13 protein-coding genes are annotated in these 18,067 nt (G+C 63.3%); 9 read left to right on the forward strand and 4 right to left on the reverse strand.

What is annotated here, in order from left to right:
• Positions 1–304: 304 nt before the first annotated feature.
• From nspC to BHV64_RS11560, 8 genes are all read left to right on the forward strand, one after another.
• Positions 305–1,444 carry a carboxynorspermidine decarboxylase gene (gene nspC, locus BHV64_RS11525; protein WP_288116023.1) on the forward strand — a complete coding sequence of 380 codons (1,140 nt, stop codon included), beginning with the start codon at positions 305–307 and terminating at the stop codon, positions 1,442–1,444.
• Between the two features lie 33 nt (positions 1,445–1,477).
• Positions 1,478–2,770 carry a cysteate synthase gene (locus tag BHV64_RS11530; RefSeq protein WP_022062338.1) on the forward strand — a complete coding sequence of 431 codons (1,293 nt, stop codon included), beginning with the start codon at positions 1,478–1,480 and terminating at the stop codon, positions 2,768–2,770.
• A 151-nt stretch (positions 2,771–2,921) separates the two neighbouring features.
• Positions 2,922–4,904: a TonB-dependent receptor plug domain-containing protein gene (locus tag BHV64_RS11535; RefSeq protein WP_288116026.1), complete on the forward strand. Its 1,983-nt coding sequence runs from the start codon at positions 2,922–2,924 to the stop codon at positions 4,902–4,904.
• A gap of 188 nt (positions 4,905–5,092) precedes the next feature.
• Positions 5,093–6,793: a glutamate formimidoyltransferase gene (gene ftcD, locus BHV64_RS11540; protein WP_149885879.1), complete on the forward strand. Its 1,701-nt coding sequence runs from the start codon at positions 5,093–5,095 to the stop codon at positions 6,791–6,793.
• A 1-nt stretch (position 6,794) separates the two neighbouring features.
• Positions 6,795–8,834: a urocanate hydratase gene (locus tag BHV64_RS11545; RefSeq protein ID WP_217727508.1), complete on the forward strand. Its 2,040-nt coding sequence runs from the start codon at positions 6,795–6,797 to the stop codon at positions 8,832–8,834.
• Between the two features lie 31 nt (positions 8,835–8,865).
• Positions 8,866–10,347, forward strand: a complete 1,482-nt coding sequence (hutH, locus tag BHV64_RS11550) for a histidine ammonia-lyase (RefSeq protein ID WP_022062334.1) — start codon at positions 8,866–8,868, stop codon at positions 10,345–10,347.
• Positions 10,344–11,588 (forward strand): imidazolonepropionase, encoded by a 1,245-nt coding sequence (gene hutI / locus BHV64_RS11555; RefSeq protein ID WP_195579894.1) that lies wholly within the window; start codon positions 10,344–10,346, stop codon positions 11,586–11,588. The genes hutH and hutI overlap by 4 nt, the downstream gene beginning before the upstream one ends.
• A 226-nt stretch (positions 11,589–11,814) precedes the next feature.
• Positions 11,815–12,660: a bifunctional methionine sulfoxide reductase B/A protein gene (locus BHV64_RS11560; RefSeq protein ID WP_118406243.1), complete on the forward strand. Its 846-nt coding sequence runs from the start codon at positions 11,815–11,817 to the stop codon at positions 12,658–12,660.
• Positions 12,661–12,866: 206 nt separating this feature from the next.
• On the opposite strand, the gene BHV64_RS11565 is transcribed toward BHV64_RS11560, so the two are convergent.
• On the reverse strand, positions 12,867–13,715 hold the full coding sequence (locus BHV64_RS11565; RefSeq protein WP_288116029.1) for a glycosyltransferase family 2 protein: 849 nt from the start codon (positions 13,713–13,715) through the stop codon (positions 12,867–12,869).
• Between the two features lie 322 nt (positions 13,716–14,037).
• On the opposite strand from BHV64_RS11565, the gene BHV64_RS11570 reads away from it, so the two are divergent.
• Complete coding sequence (locus tag BHV64_RS11570; RefSeq protein WP_217727505.1) at positions 14,038–14,916, forward strand: DMT family transporter; 879 nt, start codon at positions 14,038–14,040, stop codon at positions 14,914–14,916.
• A gap of 66 nt (positions 14,917–14,982) precedes the next feature.
• Here the strand turns inward: BHV64_RS11570 and BHV64_RS11575 are convergent, their stop codons facing one another.
• The 3 genes from BHV64_RS11575 to BHV64_RS11585 form a co-directional block, all read right to left on the reverse strand.
• Complete coding sequence (locus BHV64_RS11575; protein ID WP_044053960.1) at positions 14,983–15,819, reverse strand: endonuclease/exonuclease/phosphatase family protein; 837 nt, start codon at positions 15,817–15,819, stop codon at positions 14,983–14,985.
• 64 nt (positions 15,820–15,883) lie between these two features.
• Positions 15,884–17,047 (reverse strand): MalY/PatB family protein, encoded by a 1,164-nt coding sequence (locus BHV64_RS11580; protein WP_149887318.1) that lies wholly within the window; start codon positions 17,045–17,047, stop codon positions 15,884–15,886.
• A gap of 59 nt (positions 17,048–17,106) precedes the next feature.
• A complete protein-coding gene (locus BHV64_RS11585) occupies positions 17,107–18,027 on the reverse strand; it encodes a helix-turn-helix domain-containing protein (protein ID WP_022062328.1) in 921 nt (306 codons plus the stop codon).
• Positions 18,028–18,067: the final 40 nt, after the last annotated feature.

The following is an 18,067-nucleotide window of genomic DNA, read 5'->3' on the forward strand; positions in this document are numbered from 1 at the left end:
CCGCAGCGGGATTTTCCGCTCCTCCAAAATCAAAACTGTCGTATCGTTTTCCGCAGAACCGCTTTTCCCGAAATGCCCCTGCCGGCGACCGGCTCCGATGCTTATTTCCGGACCGGGTTTCGCAAGCGATAAGTATAAATGCGTATTTTCCCGAAAACCAAGCCTGCGCAGCGTGGTTTTCAGGAGGTTTTTGCTACTTTTGCAACTGTTTTGGACGTTTTCGTTGAGCGAGGGCAGAGCCGGGCTTGCCCGGATTATGCCGAGCGGAGAAAACGAAGGATGAAATCCAACTAAAAACAATTCGATGATTGACTTTCTGAAACTGCCTTCACCGTGCTACGTCCTCGACGAGGAGCTGCTGGACCGGAACCTGGCGACTGTCGACCGTGTGCGCCGGGAATCGGGCGCCGAAATTATCGTCGCCCTGAAGGCCTGCGCCATGTGGAGCATTTTTCCCGAGCTGGCGAAGCATTCCGACGGTGCGACTGCAAGTTCCGCTGCCGAGGCGCGTCTCGTTTTCGAGGAGTTCGGGTGTCCCGCCCACACCTACGCCCCGGTCTACACGGACTCCAATATCGACGAAATCCTCAATTGCAGCGATCATATCACGTTCAATTCGCTGTCGCAGTTCCGCCGCTTCGGCCAGAAAGCCCTTATCAACGGCATTTCCTGCGGCCTGCGGATCAACCCGCAGTATTCGCCCGTCGAGACGGACCTCTACAACCCCTGCGTCCCCGGCTCGCGGCTGGGCGTCACGGCCGAACAGCTGGCGGCGCACGGCGGACTTCCGGCGGGTGTCGAGGGGCTGCATTTCCACGTCCTCTGCGAATCGCGCCCGGAGCATCTGCAAAAGGCGCTGGAGGCCGTCGAGACGCATTTCGGAGCGTATCTCGACCGGATCAAATGGCTCAACATGGGCGGCGGCCACCTGATGACGGCCTCGTGGTATGACTGCGACCGCCTGATCGCCCTGCTGAAGGCGTTCAGGTCCCGCCATCCGAACCTGCGGCTGATTCTCGAACCCGGCAGCGCCTTCACGTGGCGCACGGGCTTTCTGGTTTCGACCGTCGAGGACATCGTGGAGAACGGCGGGGTGACGACGGCGATGCTCGACGTGTCGTTCGCCTGCCACATGCCCGACTGCCTCGAAATGCCCTACAAACCCGCCGTCATCGGAGCGCATGAACCTGCCGACGGCGAAAAGCGCTGGCGCATGGGCGGCACGAGCTGCCTTGCGGGCGACTACTGCGGCGACTGGGCTTTCGACCGCGAGCTGAAGGTGGGGGAGCGCGTCGTCTTCGAGGACATGATCCACTACACGATGGTCAAGACCACGATGTTCAACGGCGTACACCATCCGTCCATCGTCATCGCGCGCCGCGACGGCCGCACTGACGTCATCCGCGAATTCGGCTACGAGGACTTCCGGAACCGCATGTCATAGACAATATTGAATTCAGATATACGAAACCTCTTCATGGAAAATTTCACACCTACCCCCTACACGTTGGAATGCGTCGCCACGGGCCGCGAATTCGAAGACGCCGGCTGGATGCTTGCTGACCCGCAGTGCAAGGAGCCTTCGCTCGTGCGCACCAAATACGCCCGCAAACAGATCGACGTGAAACCCGCCGACTGGGGCCTGTACCGTTTCTCGGACTGGATGCCCGTGCGGCGTATCCTCAAAGGTTCGTCGGCTCCCGTGACCTATAAGAGCAAGGGCCTCGCCGCGCACCTCGGGCTGGAAAACCTCTGGATCACCTTCAACGGCTGGTATCCGGCCATCGGGGCCACGATGTCGACCTGCTCGTTCAAGGAGACCGAGGCCTATTCGGTCTGCGGCCGCGCCGCTGCCGACGAACGGCGCGTGCTGGTGGTGGCTTCAGCCGGAAACACCGCCCGGGCCTTCGCCAAGGTCTGCTCGGACAATAACATCAGGCTGCTGCTCTCGGTTCCCTACGACAATATCGGCGCGCTGTGGTTCGACCAGCCGCTGAACCCCTGCGTGAAACTCATTTCGTGCGAGAAGGGCGGCGACTATTTCGACGCCATCCATTTGAGCGACATCGCGCTGAAAAGCCCCGGCTTCTACGCCGAGGGCGGCGCCAAGAACGTCGCGCGCCGCGACGGCATGGCCTGCACGGTCCTTTCGGCCGTGACGACCATCGGCCGCATTCCCGACTACTATTTCCAGGCCGTGGGCAGCGGCACGGGCGCCATTGCCGCCTGGGAGGCCAACATGCGTCTGGTGGAGGACGGCCGCTTCGGGCGGAATACGATGAAGCTGATGGTGGCGCAGAACGCCCCGTTCGTTCCGATGTACGACGCCTGGCAGGCGGCATCGCGCAAGCTGCTGCCTTACGACGACGACAAGGCGCGCCGCGACGCGGAGATCATCGACGCCAAGGTGCTTTCGAACCGCCGTCCGCCTTACAGCGTCACGGGCGGTCTTTTCGATGCGCTGAAAGCCACCGGCGGCGAGGTTTTCGTGGCCACGAACGCCATGGCGCGCAAGGCCCGCAAGCTGTTCCACGAACTCGAAGGCGTCGACATCTATTCGGCGGCGGGCGTTGCGCTGGCGTCGCTCGTCAATGCCGTGAACGCGGGTAAAATCGAGAAGGACGCCACCGTCATGCTCAATGTCACGGGCGGCGGCGAGGAGCACTTCAAGGAGGGCAAGGAGCTGTGGTATCTCAAGCCGAGCCATGTCTTCCCGCTCGAACCCGACGAAAACGACGTCGTGGAGAAGGTCGAGGCGCTGTTCAACTGAATGACAGCGGGTTGACTGATTGCTTCAGTGCGATTTACACAAACGGGCCTGTGTAGCCCGTTTTTTTTGTTACCTTTGCGCGTCCGAACCGGGGATCAGCAGCCGGACCCGGTTCGGACGTTTTTTCACTTTTAACCCAAATTTCAAACAAATGGAAAACATCCAAACAAAGCAGTACCCCTGCTTCAAGCGTTGGAGTCGCAAAAACTGGTCGGTTTTTGCCAGCCTCCACCGTTATGTGACTATCGGGGTCCTCTCTGTCGGGATGTCGATCCTGCTGCTTGCGACGCAAGGTGCGTCCGCGCAGACTGCCGACACGACCGCTGTTCTCAAGACATTGCGGATCCGGGAAGTCGGCGTCACCGGGAGTCAGACGGCTCCCGCGCGCAACGCCCAGTCGCACACCCCGCTTTTCGACCGGAAAGCCCAGGCCCCGGCGCCTGTCCAGACTCTGGAAGCCGCCCTGCGCCTTGCTCCTTCGGTCGATGTCCGCGAACGCGGAGGCAAGGGAACGCAGGCCGACATCTTCATCCGGGGAGGCTCTTTCGACCAGACCATGGTCCTTCTCAACGGCATTGATTTCACCGATGCCCGCACCGGGCATCAGTCCCACGCGCTGCCCGTCGACCTCGACTGCATTTCGGCCGTCGAACTGATCGACGGCGTTCCGGGCGTCGGAGCCTACGCCGGTGCGGTGAACATCCGCACCGCGCCGCTGCGGCCCACCTACCTGCGCCTCGAAGCCTCGGGCGGCCAGTACAGCTATGGCTACGGGAATCTTTCGGGCGCGGTGAGTGCGGGACGCTTCTCGGTGCTCGGCGCGGCTTCGTACCGCCGCAGCGACGGCTACCGGCACAATACCGATTTCTCCAACTACAACGCATTCGTACGGGCGACCTACGACGGCGGGCGGGCCGGGTTCTTCGACTTGCAGGCCGGGTGGCAGGACCGCGATTTCGGCTCCAACGGTTTCTATGCGGCCTACAATCCCGACCAGTGGGAGCATACCGCCACGGCCCTGGGGTCGCTGCGGTGGCTGAAAACCGCAGGCCGCTTTTCGCTGGGGGCCGCCGCGAGCTACCGCAAGAACTTCGACCGCTACGACTGGACGCGCGGCACGGCGATGAACCGCCACAACACGGACAATGTCGGAGCGAAGCTCTGGGCCGACTGCGACTGGGCGGCGGGCGTTACCACCGTGGGCGGAGACTATGCTTTCAACCACATTTACAGCACCAATCTGGGTGACAAGCTTTCGGTTCCCGAAGGCCATTACACCCATGCCAAGGCGCGCCACACGGGCAACCTGTGGCTGCGGCACGCCAAGCGGTGGCGGCATTTCGACGCGGCGGCTTCGGCGGGCGTGAGCCTCACGCCCTACGGCACTTCGGCCCTGTGGAGCCTTTCGGCGGGCTATGCCCCCGCGGCCGGGCTGCGCCTCGAAGCCGGGGCGTGGCAGTCGATGCGCCTGCCGACCTTCACGGACCTCTACTACACCTCCCCGGCGCAGATCAACAACCTCGATCTTACGCCGGAACACGCAGTCACATACCGACTTGGCGTGGATTACCTCAAGCGGAGCTGGAACCTTTCGGCGCAAGCCTATTACCGCTCCGGGCGCGACATCATCGACTGGGTCTGGCGCGAGGACATGGGCAGCAAGTGGCATTCCGAACAGACGAGCAGTCTCGATACCTTCGGGATCGAACTCGCGGGCGGCTATACGGTTTCGGAAGGCTTCCTGCGCCGCGTGACGCTCTCGTACGGCTACATCACGACCGACCGGAACGCGGACGTCATCGCCAAAAGCGCGATGGATTTCATGCGTCACAAGGCGGCATTGGCCGTGGAGGTGCATTTCCTGCGGCGGATGTCGCTTGCGCTGACCGGCTCGGTCTACGACCGCAACGGCAGCTACACGCATTACCCCGAACCGGGCAACGCCTCCCTTAACGAAGAACGCGACTACAAGCCCTATTTCCTGCTCGACGGACGTCTCCAGTGGGAGAAGGGCATCTGCCGCCTTTATGTCGACGCCACGAACATCACCGACACGCGCTACTGCGACATCGGCGGAATCCGCCTGCCGGGTTTCTGGTGTACGGGCGGGGTGACGCTGACCATCGGCAAATAACCTCTCTTTTCCGGGACCGGGGCGCTTCCGCCCCCGGATTTCGGTCCGGCTGCAATCCTGGCCCGGTGCATTTGTGCACCGGGCCTTTCTGTTTTTCGCAAAAAGCCGCCTGTTTTGTTACGGTTTTTTCGGATTTCTCCCGATTATTATTTATCTTTGAAGTATAAGAATTTAAATGCGACGATCCTATGTCCCAAAGAATCATTGAATGCGTTCCCAATTTCAGCGAGGGACGCGATAAGGCCGTGATCCGGCAAATCACCGCGGCCATCGAGGCCTCCGGGGGCGTCAAACTGCTCGACGTGGACCCCGGCGAGGCGACCAACCGCACGGTCGTGACCTTCGTCGGCGAACCCGAAGCGGTCGTCGAGGCCGCTTTTGCCGGGGTGAAGCGGGCGGCCGAACTGATCGACATGCGCCGCCACAAGGGGGCGCATCCCCGCATGGGGGCCACCGACGTGCTGCCGCTGATACCGATTGCGGGCGTCACGCTTGCGGAGTGCGCCGAACTGGCGCGCGCGCTGGCCCGGCGTATCGCCGACGAACTGCGCATCCCGACCTATTGCTACGAGGCTGCGGCCTTTGCGCCCGAACGGAAAAACCTCGCCGTGTGCCGCGCCGGGGAGTACGAGGCCCTGCCCGAGAAACTGGCGCACACGGCATCCGCGCCCGATTTCGGGGTGCGTCCCTTCGACGAGGGGGTTGCCCGCACGGGAGCCACGACCGTCGGGGCGCGCGACTTCCTGATCGCCGTGAATTTCAACCTGAACACCACCTCCACGCGCCGCGCCAACGCCATCGCCTTCGACGTGCGCGAAAAGGGGCGTCCCGTCCGCGAGGGCAACCCCATCACGGGCAGGGTGGTGAAGGATGCCGCGGGAAATCCCGTGATGCAGCCCGGAACGCTTCCGGCCACGAAGGCCATCGGCTGGTTCATCGAGGAGTACGGCATCGCGCAGGTCTCGATGAACATCACCGACATCTCCCGGACGCCGCTCCACGCGGCTTTCGACGAGGTGTGCCGCAAGGCCGACGCCCGCGGCGTGCGCGTCACGGGGACCGAAATCGTGGGGCTGGTTCCGAAACGGGCTTTGGTCGAAGCCGGCAAATACTTCCTCCGCAAGCAGCGTCGCTCGACGGGCGTCGCCGAGGAGGAGATCGTCCGCATTGCCGTCAAGTCGATGGGATTGGACGACCTGAAGCCGTTCGATCCTGCCGAGAAGGTGATCGAGTACCTGCTTGAAGCGGAGGTTCCGAAGAAGCGGCTTATCGACATGACCTGCAAGGCGTTCGCCGAAGAGACGGCGAGCGAATCTCCCGCTCCGGGCGGCGGCTCGATCGCGGCCTACATGGGTGCGCTGGGCGCGGCCCTCGGGACGATGGTCGCCAACCTCTCGTCGCACAAGGCGGGGTGGGACGACCGCTGGGAGGAGTTTTCCGACTGGGCCGAACGGGGGCAGGCCGTTCTTGCGGAGCTTCTGCACCTCGTGGACGAGGACACGGCGGCGTTCAACCGCATCATGGCGGTTTTCGCCATGCCCAAGTCGACCGACGAGGAGAAGGCGGCGCGCAGCGCCGCGTTGCAGGAGGCGACGCTCTATGCCACGGAGGTTCCTCTGCGGACGATGAAGGCCGCCTCGCGGGTTTTTGAAATCGTGCGCGCCATGGCCTCGGAGGGCAACCCCAATTCGGTCTCCGACGCCGGCGTGGGTGCGCTGGCGGCCCGCAGCGCGGTGCTGGGGGCGTGCCTCAATGTGAAGATCAACGCCGCGGGGCTGAAGGACCGTGCCGTGGCCGATGCGCTGACCGCCGAGGCCGAGGCGCTGGCCGCCGAAGCCGTGCGTCTCGAAGCGGAGGTCTTGCAGATCGTCGAATCTAAAATCGGATAATATGACACGCGAAGAGTTTCAGAACGACATTCGCGCGGGCATTCCCGACCGGCTGCCCGCCGCGAAACCCTATGACAAACAGATCAACCATGCGCCCAAACGCAAGGACATCCTTTCGGACGAGGAGAAGACGCTGGCTCTGAAAAACGCCCTGCGCTATTTTCCGGTCAGGCACCACGCCGTGCTGGCGAAGGAGTTCGCCGAGGAGCTGCGCCGCTACGGCCGTATCTATATGTACCGCCTGCGTCCCGACTACGAGATGCATGCGCGTCCGATCGGCGAATATCCCGCCCGCTGCCGGCAGGCGGCGGCCATCATGCTGATGATTCAGAACAACCTCGACCCGCGGGTCGCCCAGCATCCCCACGAGCTGATCACCTACGGCGGCAACGGCGCCGTGTTCCAGAACTGGGCGCAGTACCGCCTTGCGATGCAGTATCTTTCGGAAATGACTGAAAATCAAACCTTGGTCATGTATTCCGGGCATCCGCTGGGGCTGTTCCCGTCGCATCCCGACGCCCCGCGCGTGGTGGTTACGAACGGCATGGTGATTCCCAACTACTCGAAGCCCGACGACTGGGAGCGGCTCAACGCCCTCGGGGTGTCGCAGTACGGGCAGATGACCGCCGGGTCGTACATGTATATCGGGCCGCAGGGCATCGTCCACGGCACGACGATCACGGTGATGAACGCCGCGCGCAAACGCTTTACGGCCGGCCGCACCGATACGCGCGGGATGCTGTTCGTCTCGTCGGGTCTCGGCGGCATGTCGGGAGCGCAGCCCAAGGCGGGCAATATTTCGGGCGTGGTGTCGGTCGTCGCCGAGATCAACCCCAAGGCGGCGCAGAAACGCCACGAGCAGGGATGGGTCGACGAGCTGCATGAAGCGCTGGATGAGCTGATCCCGCGTATCCGCCAGGCTGTCAAGGCGAAAGAGGTCGTGTCGATGGCCTATGTGGGCAACGTCGTGGACCTCTGGGAGCGGCTGGCCGCGGAGGAGATTCCGGTAGACCTGGGTTCGGACCAGACCTCGCTGCACAACCCCTGGGCGGGCGGTTACTATCCCGTGGGGTTGAGCTACGAGGCGTCGAACAAGATGATGGCCGAGGAGCCGGGCCGCTTTAGAGAGTGTGTGCAGGAGTCGCTGCGGCGGCAGGTCGATGCCATCAACAAATTGACCGACAGGGGAATGTATTTCTTCGACTACGGCAATGCCTTCCTGCTGGAAGCCTCGCGCGCCGGGGCCGCGGTGACGGGCGAGGGCGGACGCTTCCGCTATCCCTCCTACGTGCAGGACATCATGGGACCCATGTTCTTCGACTACGGCTTCGGGCCGTTCCGCTGGGTCTGCACCTCGGGGAAGCCCGAAGACCTCGAAACGACCGACTCTCTGGCCGCCGAAGTGCTGGATGAGATCCGGAAGACGGCTCCCGACGACATCCGGGGGCAGCTGGACGACAATATTCACTGGATTCGCGAGGCCGGGCGCAACCGGCTGGTCGTCGGGTCGCAGGCGCGCATTCTCTATGCCGACTGCGAAGGGCGCGTGAAGATCGCCGAGGCGTTCAACCGGGCCATCGCCGAGGGCCGCATCACGGCCCCCGTGGTGCTGGGGCGCGACCATCACGATGTTTCGGGAACCGATTCGCCCTACCGCGAGACCTCGAACATCTACGACGGTTCGTGCCTGACGGCCGACATGGCCGTGCAGAACGTCATCGGCGATGCGTTCCGCGGCGCGACGTGGGTTTCGATCCACAACGGCGGCGGCGTGGGCTGGGGCGAGGTGATCAACGGCGGCTTCGGCATGGTGATCGACGGTTCGGAGGATGCCGGCCGCCGCATCCGCGAAATGCTGCTGTGGGACGTCAACAACGGCATCGCGCGCCGCAGCTGGGCGCGTAACGAAGGGGCCGTCGAGGCCATCCGCCGCGAAATGGACCGCACGCCCGGACTGCGTGTGACCCTGCCTGTTTTTGCCGACGAGAAACTTGTCCGCGAGGCGCTGAACGAACAGGGCGGCGCTTCGGATAAATTATGAATTTCGAATTATGAATTTTGAATTGTCATCCATGGAACATCACCATATCACCGCGGAGCACCTTTCGGTCGGGCGCGTCCGCGAAATCCTCGAACGGCGGCTGCTGCTCGCGTTGAGCGACGACGCCCGGGCGCGCATCGTCCGCTGCCGCGAGTACCTCGACCGCAAGATGGAGAACCCCGAGCGGCCGATCTACGGCATCACGACCGGTTTCGGGTCGCTGTGCGACATTTCGGTGGGCCGCGACGAGCTGTCGCGCCTGCAACAGAACCTCGTGATGTCGCACGCCTGCGGAACCGGGGAGCGCGTGCCCTCGGAGATCGTGCGGCTGATTCTGCTGCTCAAGATACAGTCGCTCGCCTACGGCCATTCGGGCGTGCAGCTGGCGACGGTGGAGCGTCTCGTGGAGTTTTTCAACCGCGGCATCCTGCCCGTCGTCTATCAGCAGGGTTCGCTGGGTGCTTCGGGCGACCTCGCGCCGCTGGCACATATGAGCCTGCCGCTGCTGGGGCTGGGCGAGGTGGAGTATAAGGGCGAGGTGCGTCCCTCGGCCGAAGTGCTTGCCGAACTGGGGCTGGAGCCGATCCGGTTGCAGTCGAAAGAGGGCCTTGCGCTGCTGAACGGCACGCAGTTTATGAGCGCCTACGGCGTCTGGTCGCTGATCCACGCCCGGCGGCTGAGCGAGTGGGCCGACCGCATCGGGGCGTTGTCGTTAGACGCCTTCGACGGTCGTATCGAGCCTTTCTGCGACGAGGTGCACCTGATCCGCGCCCACCGGGGGCAGCTCGCCACGGCCCGGAATGTCCGCGGGCTGCTCGAAGGCAGCGAACTGATCGCCCGCCCCAAGCACCACGTGCAGGACCCCTATTCGTTCCGCTGCATGCCGCAGGTTCACGGAGCCTCGAAGGACACGATCGACTATGTGGAGAGCGTGCTGACCACGGAAATCAACTCCACGACGGACAATCCGACGGTCTTCCCCGAGGAGGACATGGTCGTCTCGGCGGGCAATTTCCACGGACAGCCGATCGCTCTGGCGATGGATTTCCTGGCGATCGCCCTGGCCGAGCTGGGCAACATCTCCGAGCGTCGCACCTACAAACTGATCTCCGGGGCGCGCGAACTGCCCAAATTCCTCGTGGCGAACCCCGGGCTGAACAGCGGCTTTATGATTCCGCAGTATACCGCGGCGTCGATCGTGAGCCAGTCCAAGGGGCTGTGCATGCCCGCGTCGGTCGATTCGATCCCCTCGTCGCAGGGGCAGGAGGACCATGTGAGCATGGGTTCCAACGCTGCCACGAAGCTCTGGCGCGTGGTCTGCAACACCGAACGGGTGCTGGCCATCGAGCTGTTCAACGCCGCGCAGGCCATCGAGTTCCGCCGCCCGGCGCATACGTCGCCCGAGTTGGAGCGAATGCTGGCCGACTATCGCAAAGAGGTTCCCTTCATCGACAACGACGAGGTGATGTATCCCCATATCGAAGCCTCCGTCCGATTCCTCCGCGGCCTATGAGACTGCTGGTGAAGAACATCGCTCGCATCGTCGGCATCGAATCGACGGGCCGTCTGCGCTGCTGCGGCGCCGACATGAACAAGCTGGGCACGCTCGACGACGCGTGGCTGCTGGCTGAAGACGGCCGTTTCGCGGCGTTCGGACGCATGGACTCTCTGGGCGACATCGCCGCCGACGAGGTCGTCGACGCGGCAGGGGGCATGCTCTTCCCGTCGTTCTGCGACTCGCACACCCACCTGGTCTACGCCGGGAGCCGTGAGCGGGAGTTTCTGGACAAGATCAACGGTTTGTCGTACGAGGAGATCGCCCGGCGGGGCGGGGGCATTCTCAACTCTGCCGACCGGCTGCACGAGACTTCGGAGGACGAACTCTATGCGCAGGCGATGGAGCGCGTGCGCGAGATCGCGGCGATGGGTACGGGGTGCGTGGAGATCAAGAGCGGCTACGGCCTTTCGACCGGGGACGAGCTGAAGATGCTGCGCGTCATCCGCCGCATCCGCGAAAGCGTGCCGCTGGAGGTGCGGGCCACGTTCCTCGGGGCGCATGCCGTGGCGCGTGCCTACCGGGGACGGCAGGGGGAGTATGTCGATCTGGTGTGCAACGAAATGCTGCCCGCCGTGGCGGCCGAAGGGCTGGCCGATTTCGTCGACGTCTTCTGCGACGAAGGTTTTTTCACGGTCGAAGAGACGGCCCGTATTCTCAAGGCCGCGCGCAAACTGGGGCTGCGGGCGAAAATCCATGCCAACGAACTGGCCGTCTCGGGCGGCGTGCAGGTGGGCGTGGCCTGCGACGCCCTGTCGGTGGACCACCTCGAACGCATGGGACGGGAGGAGATCGAGGCGCTGCGCGGCGCGGCGACCATGCCGACGCTGCTGCCGGGCGCGGCGTTCTTCCTCGGGATGAGCTATCCTCCGGCGCGCGCGATGATCGACGCCGGGCTGGGCGTGGCGCTGGCTTCGGACTACAACCCCGGGTCGTCGCCCTCGGGCAACATGCGCATGGTCTGTTCGCTGGCCTCGATCCGCATGAAGATGACCCCCGCCGAGGCGATCAACGCCGCGACGCTCAACGGCGCCTATGCCATGGGGTTGAGCCGCGACTACGGAAGCGTCACTTTAGGTAAGGTCGCCAACTTTTTCATAACCAAACCGATGCCGTCGGTCGAATTTTTCTCCTATGCCTACCAGACGCCGCTGATCCGGCAGGTGTTCCTGCGCGGGCGCAAGATGTGCGGTTTATAGGCAGGGGCTGGCCGATACGCTTCGGAACGGGGCGTCCGCCCTTGTCATAACCCGGCTTTCAGGGGTGCGGGCGGGGCGAAACGGTCCGGACCCGAATCGGCGTTTGGGATCTTCTCCGGAATCCTGCTTTTTGCCCGGGCGGCGCAGTTTTTGATTGGAGATATTTATGAAAACCGTTATTCTGATAATTTGCCTCGCCCTGTGCGGGACCGTAAATGGACAAAATATGAAACCTTTGACACCGGAGGAGAAGCGGGTGATCGTGGACAAGGGGACCGAGGCCCCCTTCACGGGCCGCTACTACAAACACAAGGAGGACGGAACCTACGTCTGCCGGCAGTGCGGCGCGCCGTTGTACCGTTCGTCGGACAAGTTCGACGCGGGGTGCGGCTGGCCGAGTTTCGACGACGAGATTCCCGGAGCCGTGAAACGGACCGTCGATGCCGACGGGCGGCGCACGGAGATCACCTGCGCCCGGTGCGGCGGTCATCTGGGCCATGTTTTCACAGGCGAGGGTTTTACGCCCCGGAACACGCGCCACTGTGTCAACTCCGTGTCGCTGGAGTTCGTGCCCGCGGCGAAAAAGGAGCGGACCGAGACGGCGATCTTCGCCGGAGGCTGTTTCTGGGGCGTGGAGCATCTGCTTTCGAAGGAGCCGGGGGTGTTCGATGTCGTGTCGGGATACATCGGCGGACATACGGAGAATCCCACTTACGAGGAGGTGTGCAGCCACCGCACGGGACATGCCGAGGCGGTGCGGGTGACGTTCGATCCGGCGAAAGTCTCCTACGAAAAGCTGGCGCGGCTCTTTTTCGAGATTCACGACCCCACGCAGGTCGGGCGGCAGGGACCCGACATCGGCGACCAGTACCGTTCGGAGGTCTTCTATACGACACCGGCCCAGCGCGCGACGGCTGAAAAACTGATCGCCGAGCTGCGTGCGAAAGGGTACGACGTCGCCACGCGCGTCACGGCGGCCACGACTTTCTGGCCGGCGGAAGAGTATCACCAGGACTATTACGACCGCAAAGGCGCGCAGCCCTATTGCCACGCCTACACCAAGCGGTTCTGATCGCTGTAAGGGGCCGGGTAGAGGGGCGGGGTCCGCCGTTTCAGTCCCGATGCTTTTCTGTCCGGCCCGGTGCTTTCTGTCCGGTCCGATGCTTTTCTGTCCGGACCGGTGCTCTCTGTCCGGCCCGGTGCTTTCTGTTCGGCCCGGTGCTTTCTGCCCGGTTCCGCACTTCGGCCCGGGCCTTTGGTTGGGTCCGGGCCAAAGCGCTATTTCAACAGATTGTCCTCCTCGTCCTTGTATTCCGATTTTTTGAAAAACATTCCGCCGAGGCCTTTCAGCGCCTTGACGGCCCGCACGCGGAAACTGTCCAGCAGCGTGCCGTCCTTCGAGACGGTGCCGTAGCCCGTCACGGCGCGCGCCCGGCGGCTGCGGACGAAGGCGATGCGGCCGTACGGCTTGAGTCCGAGGGCCAGCGATCCGTCCTCGCCGCGGATGATGTCGGTGCGGATACCCACCTTGCGGGCCAGCTCGGTATCGTAGGCGAAAACCAGTCCGCGGACGCTCAATTCGGGGCGTTGGAACGACTGGAGCCACAGGTGCGTGTCGCGGGCCAGTTCGTAGAACCAAAGTCCGGCGGCGAAGTGGGCTGCGTCGGGAATGTAGCTCCACAGCGAACTGGCCGCCACGACGCCCCGGCGTTCCAGCGCGTCGACCATCGTTTCGACGTAGCGCGGCGGGTATATGGTGTCGGCGTCGATGTTGATGTGGTATTTTTCCCGGGCGCGGTTCAGTCCGCAGAGGCGTGCATGGCCGCATCCGGGCGTCGTTTCGCGCTGCCACGGCAGACCGAGGGTTTCGAAAATCTCCGCCGTGCGGTCCTTCGACAGGTTGTCCGTGGCGATGATCTCCATCGGGTAGCGGCATCGCTGTTCGGCGAGCGACCAGAGACAGGCCGTCAGCCGTTTTTCCTCGTTGCAGGCGATGACCGACACGGTCGCCAGCGGCCGGTCCGACTGTCGTTCGGCGAGTTTCGCGCGCACTTCGGCGACGGTCTCCGCGGGGACTTCGGCGAAGGGCTTTTCATAGACGGGGAGGTATTTCGAGTACCATTTCATGCGATCGGGGTTTATACGGCAAAGGTAGCATTAAATTCCGCACGGGCAAGCGATTCGGCGCTGATTGCCGGGCCGGGGCGGAGGCAGGCCCGGCGGACGGACCGGAAGCCTGCGGCGGGAAAGCGGCCGTCGTCGATTGCGGGGCGGAGGCAGGCTCGGCGACAGTCGGCCGGGCGGCGGGGAGTTCGGGACGGTCCCGGCGGCGGATTCCGGAACCCCGGCCGGGAAGCGGGGAAAACCGCTCTGCGGCGGCGCTTTTCACTCCGGGGCTGTGCGGAATGGCGATATATTTCTTATTTTTGCGGCTCCAAACGAGTTTTTTATGTTGCGTGTCAAAGGCATTCTCTGGGCGGCTCTCTCCTCGTCGACATTCGGACTGGCCCCGCTGTTCACCCTGCTGTTGCTGGGCGTGGGTTATTCGTCGTTCGAGGTCCTGACCTACCGCTGGGGGGTGGCGTCGTTGTGTCTGGGAGCCTACGGCCTGCTGGCGGGATGCGATTTCCGCCTCGGGAGGCGCGAACTGGGCACGGTGTTCCTGCTGAGCCTGTTCCGCGCCGCGACGTCGTTGAGCCTGGTGATCGCCTATCAGAACATCGCCAGCGGGGTGGCCTCGACGATTCACTTCATGTATCCGCTGGTCGTGGCCGTCGTGATGATGTGTTTCTTCCGCGAACGCGGTTCGGTGTGGACCTTCGCGGCGATCGGCATGTCGATCGTCGGCGCGGTGCTGCTGTCGCTGGGCAACGTCGATTTCTCGCACGGCGACACGACGCTGGGAATCGTTTCGGCGACCGTCTCGGTCGTTGCCTACGGCGGTTACATCGTGGGCGTGCGCCGGAGCCGCGCGGTGGAGATCGACTCCACGGTGCTGACCTGCTGCGTGATGGCCTTCGGTGCGCTGTTTTTCATCGCCGGGGGCCTGCTGACGGGCGGCGTGCGTCTTGAGACCGACCCGCATACGTGGCTCTATATCCTCGGTGTGGCCATTCCGGCGACGGCCGTCTCGAACATGGCGCTGGTGCAGGCCATCAAGAGCATCGGGCCGACGCTGACCTCGATTTTCGGGGCCATGGAGCCGCTGACCGCCGTGGTGATCGGCGTCTGGGTTTTTGCCGAGCCTTTCATGGCGAAGGGCGCCGCGGGCATCCTGCTGATCGTGGCGGCGGTGTCGGTCGTGGTCCTGCGCAGTCGGAAAGGGTAGCCGGGGCGGCCGGCGTGCGGCGATACGAAAAATCCCGGAGTTTGCGCTCCGGGATTTTTCGTGTTCTTAAAGTGTGAAGACCATCGCGATGGGGTAGTGGTCCGAAATGTAGGGCGCTCCGTAGTTGCCGTCGAGCGTGGCGAATAGCTGGCATTTGAGCTTGCCGCGGTAGTAGAGGTGGTCGATGACGATGGTGTCGGGAGCCGAGCCGAATCCGTTGAAAGTCCCCTTGTGGTCGGTCGTAGCGGCCTTGGCGCGGGCCGAGACCATATATTTGGTCAGGGGTTTGAAGATCGGGCTGTCGACCGGGGTGTTGAAGTCGCCGCCGACGATGGCCGGGGCTTTCTTGCCGGCGATCTCGTGGATCTTTTCGATGAGCAGCTTCACGCCCTCTTCGCGCGCCGCCTTGCCCTTGTGGTCGAGGTGGGTGTTGAAATAGAAGAACTCCTTGCCCGACTTCCGGTCCTTGAGTTCGACCCACGTCACCGTGCGGTTGCAGGCCCCGTCCCAGCCGCGCGACACCTTGTCGGGTGTTTCGCTGAGCCAGAACGTGCCGCTGTCGAGCAGCTCGAAACGATCGCGCAGGTAGTAGACGGCCATGAACTCGCCCTTCTCGGCGCCGTCGTCGCGGCCCACGCCCACGCGGGCGTACTGCGGGCACTCGGTGTCGATGTAGTGCAGCTGGTCGATAAGTCCTTCCTGCACGCCGAACACGTCGGGAGCCTCCCGGCGGATCATCTCCGGAGTGGCGTGACGACGTTTCATCCAGACGTTGTCGCCGTCCTTGCCGTGGCTGGTGCGCAGGTTGTAGGAGATCAGTTTGATCGGTTCGGCGCCGTCGGCGGCGAATGCCGGCATTGAAAAAGAGGCTGCTAACAGCAGCAGAAGTGCTATTTTCTTCATTTGGGTTACAGGTGTGATTAACTTGTGCAAAGGTAGCAATATTTTTCGGAAAGCCAACCGTTTTTCAGGTTGTCAGAACCCTTTTCAGGCGGTCGAGACCCTCGGCCAGCAGTTTGCGCGGGCAGGCGATGTTCAGGCGGATGAAGCCTTCGCCCGCGGCGCCGTACATGGACCCGGAGTTGACGTGCAGGCGGCCTTCGTCCAGCAGCCGTCGGGTGAGCGTGTCGGACGACAGCCCCGCGGCCCGGCAGTCGGCCCAGACGAGGTAGGTTCCTTCCAGCGGAAGCACCGGGAACTGCGGAAGATGCCGCGCGAAGTAGTCCCGCAGGAAAAGGTAGTTTTCCCACAGGTAGCCGTTGAGCGCGTCGAGCCACTCGGCGCCGTCCGTGTAGGCCGCCGTCAGAGCCTCGATGGCGAAGGGGCTGATCATGCCCGTCTCGTTGATTTCGAGCGACCGGGCGATCCGTTCCCGGAGGCCGGCGTCGGCGGCGAAGATGTTGGCCACCTGCACTCCCGCGAGGTTGAATGCCTTGCTGGGCGAGGCGCAGGTGACCGAGCGGCGCGCGAACTCCTCCGAAAGCGAGGCGAAGGGGGTGTAGCGGAATCCCGGCATCACCAGCTCGCAGTGGATTTCGTCGGCCACGACCAGTATGTCGCGGCGCAGGCAGATGTCGCCGATGCGGCGCAGCTCTTCGGGCGTCCAGACCCGCCCCGCGGGGTTGTGCGGGTTGCAGAGCAGCATCAGTTTCACGGCAGGGTCGGCGGCCCGGCGTTCCAGCGCGTCGAAATCGACCGTATAGCGGTTGTCGCCGTAAGTCAGTTCGCACTCCGCGGCGGAGCACCCGCTGTTGTCGATGGCGATGAAGAAGTGGTTGTAGACGGGCGTCAGCACCAGCACCCGGTCTCCGGGGCGTGTCAGCGCCCGGAGAATGGCCGAGAGCGCCGGGATCACGCCCGTCACGGGAAGTATCCAGTCCGCTCCGGGCGCCCAGCCGTGCCGCCGGGCAAACCAGGACGTGACCGCCCCGTAGTAGCTCTCCGGGACCGTGGCGTAGCCGTAGACGCCGTGCTCCACCCGGCGGCGGAGCGCCTCGACGACGCACGGGGCCGTGCGGAAATCCATGTCGGCGACCCACATCGGGAGGATGTCGGCCGCAGGTTCCTCGTCCCACTTCACCGAGTTGGTTCCCCGGCGCGGGATCAGTTGATCGAAATCGTATTTTGCCATATCGGAATGCACTTTATTTACAAAGATACGAAAAAGTCGGACCGCTGCAAAACCTCCGGCTATTTGCTCATCCGGTATGCCGACGGGGTCATGCCCGTGTGGCTGCGGAAATACTTGCCGAAAAACGACTGGTTGGGGAAATTGAGGCAGTAGGCGATCTCCTGAATACTCATCGTCGAATATTTCAGCAGGTTTTTGGCTTCGAGCACCACGTAGTCGTCGATCCATTCGGCGGCGGTGCGGCCCGAGGTCTTGCGGATGATCGTCGTGAGGTATTTGGGCGTCAGGTGCAGCTGCCCGGCGTAGAAGCCCACCGAACGCTCCTGCATGTAATGTTTGGTCAGTTCGCTCATAAACTGGTTGAAATACTCGTCGTTGCGGCTGCGGGCCGAGGTCTCCGGGGCGGGCTGCGACTCGATGTGCCGCCCGATGATGCGGCAGACCTTGTAGGCCAGCGTGCGGATCATCGAGCGCAGGATCTCCGGCGAATAGACGTCGCCCGGGCGGGGCAGGCTCTCGGAGCGGATTTCGGCGAACGAGCCGGTGATGCCGGCCCATTCGGCTTCGCAGAGCCGCAGGCAGGGCTGTTTCTCGACGCTTAAAAAGAGCCTCGAAAGCAGTTTGATGTCGATGTTGATGCGCCGGATGAACTCCTCTTCGCAGATCACCGTGTAGACCGAGGACTCCGGCCGGATGGATTCCACTTGCAGAATCGAGCCGGGCAGGAGGACGAACAGCATCTTCGCGTCGAGCGTGTGGCGGCGCAGTCCCGAGGTGAACGAAATCGAACCTTCGGAACAAAAAAGGATCGCGAAGGCATCGAGACGCGTCGGGTAGCGGAACAGGTCGATGTTGACCGTGTCCATGATCTTGACGCGCGAAGCGATCAGACAGCCATCGAAATAGAGGTCTTCCGGGCGCGGTTCGTTGACGGTGAGCAATGTTTCGAGCGAGAAGCTCTGAATCTCCTTTTCGTTCATTTTATCGGTCGTATTTCGGGCAAATATAACGAATTTGCCG

This window comes from Alistipes sp. 56_sp_Nov_56_25 (assembly GCF_001915285.1).
Classification (GTDB): domain Bacteria; phylum Bacteroidota; class Bacteroidia; order Bacteroidales; family Rikenellaceae; genus Alistipes; species Alistipes shahii.